Source organism: Streptomyces sp. MI02-7b (assembly GCF_033793585.1).
GTDB lineage: Bacteria > Actinomycetota > Actinomycetes > Streptomycetales > Streptomycetaceae > Actinacidiphila.
Map to the genome: position 1 here is coordinate 1 of NZ_JARAWX010000039.1, position 12236 is coordinate 12236.

4 protein-coding genes and 2 pseudogenes are annotated in these 12236 nt (G+C 71.0%); 5 read left to right on the top strand and 1 reads right to left on the bottom strand.

Going from position 1 to position 12236, the window contains the following annotated elements; all coding sequences use genetic code 11:
- Positions 1–137 precede the first annotated feature (137 nt).
- The 4 genes and pseudogenes from PV364_RS37975 to PV364_RS37990 form a co-directional block, all read left to right on the top strand.
- Positions 138–674 (top strand): annotated as a pseudogene (locus PV364_RS37975) (transposase family protein); the annotation flags it as partial.
- 393 nt (positions 675–1067) lie between these two features.
- Complete coding sequence (locus PV364_RS37980; protein ID WP_319665494.1) at positions 1068–4454, top strand: S8 family serine peptidase; 3387 nt, start codon at positions 1068–1070, stop codon at positions 4452–4454.
- A gap of 233 nt (positions 4455–4687) precedes the next feature.
- Complete coding sequence (locus tag PV364_RS37985; RefSeq protein WP_319665495.1) at positions 4688–6007, top strand: UDP-glucose/GDP-mannose dehydrogenase family protein; 1320 nt, start codon at positions 4688–4690, stop codon at positions 6005–6007.
- A gap of 504 nt (positions 6008–6511) precedes the next feature.
- The gene (locus PV364_RS37990; protein WP_319665496.1) at positions 6512–10738 is read left to right on the top strand and encodes a carboxypeptidase regulatory-like domain-containing protein; all 4227 of its coding nucleotides are present in this window, start codon (positions 6512–6514) and stop codon (positions 10736–10738) included.
- A gap of 95 nt (positions 10739–10833) precedes the next feature.
- On the opposite strand, the pseudogene PV364_RS37995 reads toward PV364_RS37990, so the two are convergent.
- Positions 10834–11306: pseudogene (locus PV364_RS37995) on the bottom strand (hypothetical protein); the annotation flags it as partial.
- A 665-nt stretch (positions 11307–11971) separates the two neighbouring features.
- Here PV364_RS37995 and PV364_RS38000 point away from each other — a divergent pair.
- A complete protein-coding gene (locus PV364_RS38000) occupies positions 11972–12121 on the top strand; it encodes a hypothetical protein (RefSeq protein WP_319665497.1) in 150 nt (49 codons plus the stop codon).
- The last annotated feature ends 115 nt before the right edge of the window (positions 12122–12236 follow it).

The window sequence follows — 12236 nt, forward strand, 5'->3', positions numbered from 1 at the left end:
CATCCGCTGCTTGAAGCGGTACCTCGCCCGAACCGTCTTCAAGATCCTCCGGGCCAGCTTCTCCCAGCCCAACACCACTTGAAATCCATAGGGGCATCGCACTGGACCTGCCTCACGCGCTCGTTGAGTGGGTGACGATGCTGATCGTCACCCGGGAGGGTGACCGCCGCTGCAAACTCCGGCCCTCGCAGCGTGCCCTGGTCGCGCTGGTCTACCTGCGCAAGCACGACACCCTCGCGCAGATCGCCGCCGGCTTCCGCATCAGCGTCGGCACCGCCCACGCCTACGTGCACGCGGTCATCGACCTCCTGGCCCACCGCGCGCCAGGCCTGACCCGCGCCCTGCGCGAGGCAGACGCGGAGTACGTGCTCGTCGACGGCACGCTCGCCGAGTGCGACCGGGTCGGCGACCAACGCGCCGACTACTCCGGCAAGCACCGCCGCCACGGCGTGAACCTGCAGGTCATCACCGACCCACACGGCGAGATCGTGTGGATCTCCCGAGCGCTGCCCGGCCGCACCCACGACCTGACCGCGGCCCGCACCCACCGCATCGTGGCCACCTGCATCCGCCTCGGCATCCCCGCCCTGGCGGATCTGGCCTACCTCGGCGCCGGCGGCACCTTCGCCACGCCAACCAGACGCCCGCCCCGCAAGGAGCCCACCGCCCGGCAAAGTCGACAGCAGCAAAGGCCATCCTCACCCTGGAGAAGCAACGCTGAAAAAACCCAGTGAACCGCGAAGCCCGCCCCGGCGATGCCCGGCAGACTGAAGTGGCTCTCTTATGAGTGGAATTGACGGCTAGTCAGCGAAGCAGTCCGCCCGTGCACATCCGTGTCACCGAGGGTCGCGCATGGGTCTGTACCTGCCTTTCCGGATACCGAGCACGTTGGATCAAAAGTGCCGTAATGCCACGGATAAATTCACCGGACGGCCACCCGGCCGCCGGCACCCTATGCAAGATCAAAGCGTTGACACCCTCTCGGAACTGGTGCTTCGCTGTGCGGCGCACCCCAAGCCACCGTGGAACCAACGCGTCGGCACGGGGCAATGGAGCGAGAGGAAATCGTGAAGTTCACGTCCAAGAGACCTGCGATCGGCACGGTCTTGGGAATCAGCATGCTGCTGGTCGCCGCTACCCCGTCGGCGTCATTGGCACTTGCCACACCCAACGGCACGGCCTCGTCCGCCGCATCGTCCCCAGCCTCGGTTTCGGCCTTCGGAGCGGGCACCGAGATCAAGGCGACTTCGGTCGCCACCGGCGTGCAGCGGTGGATTCCGCTGATCACCGGGGACCGGATCGCGGTGAACGCGAAGGGTGAAATCGTCGGCGCGCGTCCCGCCAAGGGGCGCGAGAACATACCCATCCGGGTGGAGTCCCGCGACGGCCACACCTACGCCCTGCCTGACGACGCCCGGGATCTGGTCCGCATCGGCCGGGTGGACCGGCGTCTGTTCGACATCACCACGTTGAGCTCGCGGGCCTACGCCGACCGCAAGGACTTGCGGCTCATCGTGATGTACGACGCGGCCCGTCCGGCGGCCAGGAAGGCCCTGCGCTCCACCGGCGGCGCCGACGTCGAGCGCACGCTCACCAGCGTCAACGCCGACGCCGTCGCAGCGCCCGCCGACGGCACCGCGGAACTGTGGTCCGCGGTCACCAGCGGTCCCGCCGGCGCCACGAAGCGCTCCGTCGCCCCCGGGATCGCCTCGGTGTGGCTGGACAGCGTCGTCCAGGCGAGCCTCGACAAGAGCGTTCCGCAGATCGGCGGCCCCGAGGCCTGGGCGGCCGGCTTCGACGGCACGGGTACGCGTATCGCCGTTCTCGACTCGGGTATCGACACCAGCCACCCCGATCTGGCCGGTCAGGTCGTCGAGGAGAAGAACTTCTCCGACTCCCCGGACGTCGGGGACCACTACGGTCACGGCACGCACGTCGCGTCGATCACGGCCGGCACCGGCGCCAAGTCCGCTGGCAAGTACAAGGGCGTCGCGCCGGGAGCCCGCCTGCTCAACGGCAAGGTCCTCGGCGACAGCGGCAGCGGCAGCCTGTCCCAGATCATCGCGGGCATGGAGTGGGCCGTCGCCGAGAAGGCGGACATCGTCAACCTCAGCCTCGGCGCCTACGACTCCCCGGAGATCGATCCGGCGGAGGCCGCGGTCAACACACTGTCGGCCGAGAGCGGGACGCTCTTCGTCATCGCGGCGGGCAACAACGGCGAGCTGGGAGCCGGCACCATCAGTACGCCGGGCAGCGCCGACGCCGCGCTCACCGTCGGCGCGGTGGACAAGCAGGACCAGCTGGCCCCGTTCTCCAGCACCGGGCCGCGCGTCGGTGACGGCGGCATCAAGCCGGATGTGACGGCGCCCGGTGTGGCCATCGGGGCCGCGGCCGCACACGACAGCTACCTGGGCAGTGTCGCGCCCTCCGTCGCGGACGGCTACATCGCCCTCGACGGCACCTCCATGGCCACCCCGCACGTCGCCGGCGCCGCCGCGATCCTCGCCCAGCAGCACCCCGACTGGACCGGCGAGGACATCAAGGACGCGCTGGTGTCCTCGACGACGTCCGGCGGGTACACGGCCTTCGAGCAGGGCTCGGGCCGGATCGACCTGCGCAAGGCGATCAAGCAGACCGTCGTCGCCCGCGAGACGTCGCTGTCGTTCGGTCTCGCGCAGTGGCCGCACACCGACGACCAGCCGCTCACCAAGAACCTCACCTACCGCAACACGGGCGACGCCCCCGTCACCCTGAAGCTGACCGTGGACGCCACCGGCCCGGACGGAAACGCCGCGCCGGCCGGGATGTTCACCACTGACGAGCAGGTCACCGTTCCGGCGCACGGCGAGGCGACCGTGAAGGTCACCGCCGACACCCGCCTCGGCGGCGACACGACCGGCGCCTTCACGGGACGGGTCACGGCCACCGGCGACGGGCAGACCGTCGGCACCGCGGTGGCCGTGGACCGCGAGTCCGAGATGTACACCCTCACGGTCAAGACCCTGGACCGCAAGGGCAAGCCGGCGCCGGCCCCCGCCTGGGACGCGCAGATCCAGAGCATGACAGGGCCCACCAGGGGCTCCAACATCTCGCTGTTCGGCGACACGCACTCGGTGCGCGTCCCCAAGGGCCGGTACTTCCTCAACAGCATGGTCCGGGTCGACCCGGAGGGCTCGTACGACCAGGGCGGTGACTGGTTCAACCAGCCCAACCTCGACATCACCGCCGACACCACGGTGACGGTGGACGCGCGCACCGCCAAGCCGCTCGACGTCACCGTCCCCGACCGCTCCGCCGAGTCCGTCCTCGGCTTCTTCAGCGCGGGCATCGAGATGCCCGACGGCTTCGGCACCCGCTACGGGGTCTTCACCAACTCCCTCGCGCAGTACCGCACCGCCCACCTCGGCCCCAAGGCTGCCGAGGGAGACCGGCTGACCCAGCAGCTCATGACGACCTTCTCCACCGGCGTGGATGGGCACGACGAGTACCACCTGGTGTACCAGCCGACCGGCGACCGCTACCTCACCGGCTTCACCCACCACGCCAAGGCACGGGAGTTCGCCGACGTCGAGGTGAAGCTCGGGGCCCCGGCCAAGGGCAAGTTCGGCTTCGTCACGCCGGCCACCGAGGGCGGTGCCGGCCTCGGCACCGTGCACGCCCTGCCCTACACCGGAACCCTGCACCTGCTCTCGGGGAACCCCTCGTGGCAGCTGGGCTTCATGCAGGTCGACGCGAACGACTCCTACGAGTCCTCCTACGACGCCCTGCCGAGGACGTTCACGCCAGGGCGCTCCTACGAGCACGTGTTCAACGTCGGTGTCTTCGGCCCGGACCTCCCGGAAGGCGCGGGACTCGTCGGATTCGTCCGGTCCGACGAGGCGATCGACGGGCGGCTCCCGCTCTTCGCGGACGGCGAGGGGAACATCAACGACAACAACTCACCGATCGAGAACGCGCGGACGTCCCTCTACCGCAACGGTGAGCTCGTCAACACCAGCATCTACCCGCTGGACGTCTTCTACATCGCGGAGAACGAGCGGGCGGACTACCGGGTGACCGTCTCGGTCGACCGCGGCACGGTCGCGGATGTGTCCACGAGCATGACGGCGAGCTGGACGTTCTCCTCCGAGTTCGCCCCGGGGATCACCAAGCTCCCGACCTCCGCGGTGCGCTTCACCCCCGCCCTGTCCCTGGACAACACCGGCAAGGCCCGGGCGAAGGTGTGGGTCCCCGTGAGCGTCCACGGCACCGCCGCGGGCAGGAACCTCAAGTCCCTGAGCGTGTGGGCCTCCTACGACAAGGGAGCCCACTGGCAGAAGCTGAGCGTGCACAACGGCCGGGTTCGGGTCACCAACCCCGCGGCCGGCGGCAGCGTGTCGTTCAAGGCCCAGGCCGTGGACAAGCAGGGCAACACCGTCGACGAGACCATCGTCGACGCCTACCTGACGAAGTAGGGAAGCACACCGAGGACCCGCCTCCCCGAGAGGAGGCGGGTCCTCGCCGCGTGCCGCGGCGTCAGGCCTCGCGCACGTCGCGGTAGGACTCGAGCACGCAGCCACACCTCGGCCCTGCTCCGCCTGGCCGAAATGCTCAACGTGACCGTTTGAGTGGGAATCGCCCTGCACGGGTAGCGTCTGGGGGCACATCGGGCACGGTGTGCCCCCAGACCAGAACAGGACCCCCTGCAATGCGCGTTTCTGTGATCGGCTGTGGCCACCTGGGCATCCCCCACGCTGCGGCAATGGCCGAACTGGGCCATGAGGTCGTCGGTGTGGACGTCGACCAGGCCAAGGTGGACCGGCTCAACACCGGCGAGTGCCCCATCTTCGAGACCGGTCTCCCCGAGCTGCTGGCCCGTCACACCGCGAGCGGTCGACTGCGGTTCACCACCGACATCCGCGAGGCCGCCGCCTTCGCCGAGCTCCACTTCATCGGCGTCGGTACCCCCATCGACGCCGACGGCCGCTCATACGACACCGGCCAGGTATACGGCGCGATCCGGCAGCTCGCTCCCCACCTCGACCGGCCATGCACGATCGTCGGGAAGTCCACCGTGACGGTCGGCACGACCGCTCAGGTCACGGCTCTGACTCAGCGCCTGGCCCCCGCCGGTGAAGCTGTCGAGGTCGTGTGGAACCCGGAGTTTCTCCGGGAGGGCCACGCCGTTGAGGACACGCTCCGTCCGGACCGCCTCATCGCCGGCGTGACCACCGCGGAAGGCGAGAAGGCCATCCGCGCGGTCTACGCCGGGATCATCGACACCGGGGTACCGATCTTCGTCACCGACCCGCAGACCGCCGAGTTGGCCAAGGGCGCCGCGAACACCTTCCTCGGATTGAAGATCAGCTACATCAACGCGGTCGCCGACATGTGCGAGGCCGCCGGCGGCGACGTGTCCCAGATCGTGGACATCCTCGGTATCGACCCCCGTATCGGCGCCGGGGGCATGCGACCCGGCATCGGCTACGGCGGCGGCTGCCTCCCCAAGGACATCCGGGCCTTCACTGCTTCGGCCCGGCAGCTCGGTGCCGACTCCGCTGCGGCCCTCCTGCGCGCTGCCGAAGTGATCAACGAGGACCGCACCGACGCCGCGATGGGCCTCATCACCCGCGCCCTGGGCGACACCATCAACGGTGCCCGCGTCACCGTGTGGGGTGCCGCATTCAAGCCCGGCACCAACGACGTCCGCGAATCCCCGGCACTCGCTCTCGCCCACGCCCTCCAGCACGCTGGTGCCGCGGTCACCGTTCACGACCCGCAGGCCGTGGCCACGGCCATGGTCCGCAACCCCGAACTCGACTACACCGACGACCTGCCTACGTCCGTCGACGGGGCCGACCTCGTGGTGCTGGCTACCGAGTGGCCCGAGTACCACCAGGCCGACGCGCAGGCCCTCGCGCACCGCCCGGCAAGCCCGCTGCTCGTGGACTGCCGGACCGCCCTCGACCCGGAGCCCTGGAGCACGGCGGGCTGGACCGTCCACCAGCTCGGCCGACCGGGGAAGTAGACCGGCCCCGCAGCGCCACTCCGCCGCGCGCTCCCAGCGTTCCCTGGAGGCGCGCGGCTGCTATGCGGGCGTCTGTCGTACCGGGGCGCGGCCCGCTCACGCATCCGGCGGTCGCCGCACGACGCAAATCCCGTCCGGGTTCCACCAGTAGGTGCGCCGGCACACCACCGGGAAGTCGTCGTCCTCCCATCATCTTCACCTGCACCGCGTGCCGCCCGCCCCGGTAGCGGATCTTGTACCAAGCCACGCCGTCGTGCCATCGGCGGCCGACGGCCCCTCGCACGTGGCGGCCGGGTGACCGGCGCGGCCACCGATGGTGAGGTACGTCGCCGCGGCAGGGCGATGGCCGAGAAGGCGTGAACACGACACGCGGCGCCAAGTCGCCAACTCCACCCATTGACCTGGTCGTCGAAGGCACGCGATCTTTCTTCCGGCAACGCGTCACCCGCCCGACAACGTTGTCGGAATTGCCCTGTCCACTCCGTCCTCCATCGGAGTCGCCCCGTGCTCGTTCCCCGTCTCCCACGCCCCCTCGCCGGATACGTCAGGGGTGCCCCTGCCCGGCCATCGGGACCCCGGTGGCGAAAGGCCACCGGCACGGCCGCGGCCCTGCTGCTGGCCGCCCTCGCGGTCCAAGTGCCGCAGCAGAGCCCTGCCGTCGCCGACGACGCCGGGGCCGCGACGCAGTCTCTGTGCGGCACCCCGCAGCCCGGCCACTTCAGTTGCTTCGCGGTACGCCGAGCTGACACCGGCAGCGGTCGCAGCGCCCGGACCGCCGCACCCGACGGGTTCGGGCCGGCCGACCTGCGCTCGGCGTACGACCTGCCCGCGGATGGCGGCGCCGGGGTGACCATCGCGATCGTGGCGGCCTACGACAACCCGATGGCCGAGCAGGACCTCGCGGCTTACCGGGCCCAGTACGACCTGCCGCCCTGCACGGCCGACAACGGCTGCTTCCGCAAGGTGGACCAGCGCGGCGGCACGGACTACCCGCAGCCCAACGACGGCTGGGCCGGCGAGATATCCCTGGACCTGGACATGGTCTCGGCCGTCGCACCGAAGGCGCACATCCTCCTCGTCGAGGCCGACGGCTCCGCCACGGACGACCTCGGCTCCGCCGTCAATACGGCGGTGGCGATGGGCGCCCGCTACGTGTCGAACTCCTACGGCGCCTACTACGACGGCCCGGACCTCGGCGCCCTGGACGCGGCGTACTTCGACCATCCCGGAACCGCCGTGGTGTTCGCCTCCGGCGACTACGGCCACGGGCTGAGCTACCCGGCGTCCTCCCCGTACGTGACGTCGGTCGGCGGCACCTCGCTCAGCAGGAGCGACACCGGTGCGCGCGGCTGGACGGAGACGGTGTGGAGCGGCACGGGCTCGGGGTGCTCCGCCTACCAGCCCAAGCCGGCGTTCCAGACCGGCACCGGCTGCGACAAGCGATCAGTGGCGGACGTCAGCGCGGTCGCCGACCCCGACACCGGCGTGGCGGTCTACAACACCTACTCCGGCGGCGGATGGGGCGTCTACGGGGGCACCAGCGCCTCCGCCCCGATCATCACCGGCATGTACGCGCTGGCCGGGACGCCCGTCGAGGGCACCTACCCGGCCGGATACCCGTACCGCACTCCCGGTGCGCTCAACGACGTGACCACCGGCAGTAACGCCCACTGCTCCGACGACGCGCCCTGCGATCCGGACGGCACGCCCGCGTGCGAGCCCGCGAACAGCTGCACCGCCGGACCCGGCTACGACGGGCCCACGGGCCTGGGCACGCCGCACGGCGTCGGCGCCTTCCGCCCCGGCCCGCACGGCACCGTGACCGGCAAGGTCACCGACAAGGCCACCGGCAAGGCGCTGTCCGGGGCGACGGTACGGCTGGGCGCACTCTCGGCGGTCACCGGCGCGGACGGAAGGTGGTCACTGGCGGCGCCCACCGGCTCGTACCCGCTGGCGGTCAACGCCTTCGGCTACTCCAACAAGGACCTGGGCAAGGTCACCCTCACCGACGGCACGGAGCTGACCAGGAACGCCGCGCTCGCCGCCGTGCCGACCACCACGGTCTCCGGCACGGTCCGGGACGGCGGCGGACACGGCTGGGGCCTCTACGCCCGGCTGACCGTCGACGGCGTACCCGGCACCGTCCACACCGACCCGAAGACGGGCCGCTACTCCGTCCGCCTCGAGCGCGGAAAGACGTACACGCTGCACGCCACCGGCCTCTACCCCGGCTACCGGCCGGCCGAGACGAACGTCAAGCTCGGATCGTCCCCGAAGACCGCCGACCTGACGCTCCCGCTGGTCGGCTCCGGCACCCTCCCACCCGGCTACGCCGTCGACTACCACGGCGGCGGCTTCCAGTCCTTCGACACCGCCGCGAAGCCCGCCGGGTGGAGCATCGTCAACCACACCGACGCCGGCGGCTGGGGCTTCGACGACCCGCTCACCCGCGGCAACCAGACCGGTGGAGACGGCGGCTTCGCCCAGGTCGACGACTACGCCCTCGGCTGGGGCGAGGTCGACACCGAACTGATCAGCCCCACCTACGACTTGTCGGCGCAGACCCAGCCGGCGCTGGAGTTCGACACCGCGCTGCCCAGTCTGTGGCGCTTCAACGACCCCACGGCCGACATCGACGTGACCACCGACGGCGGGGACCACTGGGAGAACCTCTGGCACCACACCGACGTCGTGGAGGGCCCCTCCCACCAGGTGGTGCCGCTCACCGCCTACGCCGGGAAGCCCTCGGTGCGGCTGCGCTTCCACTTCGCCGGCTCCCTGACCGGCATCTGGCAGCTGGACAACATCGCCGTCGGCACCCGCTCGCTGGTCACCGTGCCCGGCGGGCTGCTCACAGGCCGGGTGACGGACGCCAACACCGGCGCCGCGGTGGTCGGCGCGACCGTCTCCGCAGCGAAGACCCCGGAAGACAGCGGCCACAGCATCGCCACACCGGACGACCCGGCCGTCGGCGACGGACTGTACTGGGCCTTCTCCTCCCGTACCGGCCGTCAGGACTTCACCGCCGCCCTGCCATCCTTCGGCTATCCGACCGGGACATCGGCCGTGAAGGTCAAGGCCGACGCCGTCACCGCCGCGGACTTCGCCCTGCGCCCGTCCCGGCTGAAGGCCACCCCCGGCGCGGTGAGCATCACCGTCCCGTGGGGCGGGAAGAAGACCGTCACCGTGAAGGTGCGCAACACCGGCGGCGCCCCGGCCTCCCTCGCCGTCGGCGAGCAGGCCGTCGCGGGAACCTCGGCCCGCGTGTCCGGCGCCGTCAGGGAGCGGACCGCGGCCAGGCCCGATCCGCTCGACGTCGCGGCGGGCACCGCCACGACGAACACCACGGCGGCGGCCCGGACCGCCGGGGCGACCGCCGGGCAGGCGTGGCAGCCGCTCGCGGACCTCCCGCAGCCCATGACCGGGGGGATCGCGGCCACGTACGACGGCGTCCTCTACACCGGTCTCGGCCAGACCCCCGACGGGCAGTGGACCACCGCCCTGCACTCCTACGACCCGGCCACGGCGACCTGGAAGGACCTCGCCCCGGCCGTCACCAAGCGCAGCGGCGCGGCCTACGGGTTCGTCCGGGGCAAGCTGTACGTCGTCGGCGGCAAGAACCGCGCGGGCACGCCGATCGCCGGGGGCGAGGTCTACGACCCGGCGAGCGACACCTGGTCGCGGATCGCCGACGCACCCAAGGCGTACGGGAATTCGGCCGCGGCAGCGGTCGGCGACCGGCTCTACGTCATCGGCGGCTGCACCAGCGTCTCCTGCGGCACACGCGACGTCCAGGTCTACGACCCGGCGGCCGACACGTGGTCCCCGGGTCCGGCCTACCCTCTGCCGACCTCCTGGCAGAGCTGCGGAACCGTCGACGGGACGCTGTACTGCGCGGGCGGTGTCCACCAGAGCGACGGGCAGCCTCCGCACGCCACGGCCGTCGGCTACGCCCTGGACCGTGCCGCGGGCCGCTGGACGCCGATCGCCGACCCGCCGGTCGACTTCTGGGGTGCCGCGACGGCGAGCGGAGGGGGCCGGCTCATGGCCGCCGGCGGCGTGCTGGTCGGGGCCGCAGCGGTGACCAACGAGGCCTACGCCTACGATCCGGCCGCGGACGCGTGGAGCGCGCTGCCGAACCTGCCCCAGCCGCTGTACGCGGCGGCCGGAGCGCCGGGCTGGTCCGTCCTGGGCGGCCTGAGCGCCGACAGGGTGATGCAGACCTCCGCCCTCGAACTGCCCGGCTACGACGCGCCCCACGGGGACGTGACGTGGCTGGCGGCGAAGGCGGGCTCCTCCTCGGTCGGCGCGGGCAGGACGGCGGAGCTGACCGTCACCGTCGACGCCGGCGACATGGGGCCGGCGGACGCGGGCGTGCACCAGGCACGGCTGGTCATCGACAGCGACGGGCCGTACGCCTCCGTCACCGTGCCCGTCACCATGACCGTGGTGGCGCCTCCCGGGTGGACGCACCTCAGCGGCACCGTCAGCGGCGCCGGGCGACAGGGCGGGAGCACCCCGCTGGCCGGAGCCACGGTCCGGGTCGGGACCGCGACCGGCGCGCACACGCTGAGCACCGGGGTCGACGGCACGTACCAGCTGTGGCTCCCGGAAGCCGGACCCACCGTCTCCCTCACGGTGAGTGCCGAGGGCTACCGGACGGCCGAGCACACCGTGCGAACGCGCGGTCGCGACGCCGTCACCGCCGACGTGGTCCTGACCAGGCGATAGGCGTCCTTGCAGAACGCAGTGGGGCCGGCCCGGCGACGGGCCGGCCCCACTGCGTCGAGCGGGGTGGTGACGGACGGGGGGCGGCAGCGTGCGGCGGCGGTGAACGGCATGCCGGTGAGGTCCATCGAGCGGCCCTCGCTCACCGCGGCCAGCAGCGACATGTGCGGGCGGAGCAGCTGCCAGAGTCCGGCGCCGACGACGGTGGCGGGCTTCGGCTCGGAAACGGCGGCGCGCACCAGGCGGGTTCCCGTGCCGTCCGCGGGTTCGAACACCGCGTGGACCTGTGCCTGTACGGCGGTCGCGTGCTCCTGCAAGTCGATGCCGAGGGGCAGCAAAAGGCCCGTCGCCGTGCCGACCAGGGGCACGGCGGCCGCGCCGGGGACAGTGAGCAGCATCGCGCGCGACCACAGGTCGCCCAGCGGCGCGCCGGGAAGTGCTCCATGACCGCGCCCGGGCACGAGGCCGCCAGCTCGGCGGCGAAGCCGTCGAGGAGCGTCGCGAGGCGGCGCAGTGCCGGGTCGGGCAGCATCGCGAAGACCACCTGCGCCGCCCCGGCGACCAGGTCGTGCCAACGAGCACCGGCTCAACCGAGGCGGCGACCGCCAGCTGAACCGAGCGATGCACACGATCACTTTGTGCAGCAGGCCAGGGCGGCGGCAGAGCAGCGGCGGCGTGGACGGCCTCCTGATCCGTGCCAGTGTCCAGGTCCGTTCCGGCCCGCCGATTGACACCGGTCTGGAGGTCAGGCGCCAGGACAGTTCCGGGACCAGGCACTGCGCCACCGCTGTACTGACGTCCGTGAGCGATGAACGGGGTGCTCGTCGCCCTGCCGGAACCGCTCAGCCGCCTCCCTTCTCGACTTCTCACGCATAGCCGGCCGTTCGCCGGGTCAGTCCGCCCGTGCGCGTACCTCATGCCATCGGTGTACCGCAGAGATCACGAATCGTCTGCCCTTCCAGGACTGCGTCCGAAGGCCAGTGACCCGACGCCGCGAGGCCCCCGGATCGTCGGGAATCCCCGCCATGACATGCGGGTCCCATGTAATGGCATCGGTGTTCTATACGAAGCCCCGCGCGTGTGGTTGTGTGCTGAATGCGCCTGCGTTGAGATCTTGACTTTTTGACGCGAGCGCCTCCGCGCATGCCGATCGACCGAAGAACTGATCGTGTCCCACGACACAATTCATCCGGTCGTTTTGCTGCGATTTCCTCCTTCGATAGAAAATGGTATGCCGTGAACGTTCTCGAAGTGGAAGCACTCGACGAGATCGAGCTGCTCGAGATGCTGATCCAGCTTCCCGAGGCCGAGGTTGACCGAGACAAGCGCGAGGTCCGCGCAGCATGCGCAAGCTCTGGAAAGTTCAGCTGGCGATACACCATCTGAGCAGGCGCTGACTGACATTGCGGTGACCCCCGTCACGTGGGGTCACCGCAATTTTTATTGAGCTGTCGGCCCTCTTTGATGTGCACCGCGGGCTGCATGGCGACGAACAAGGGAT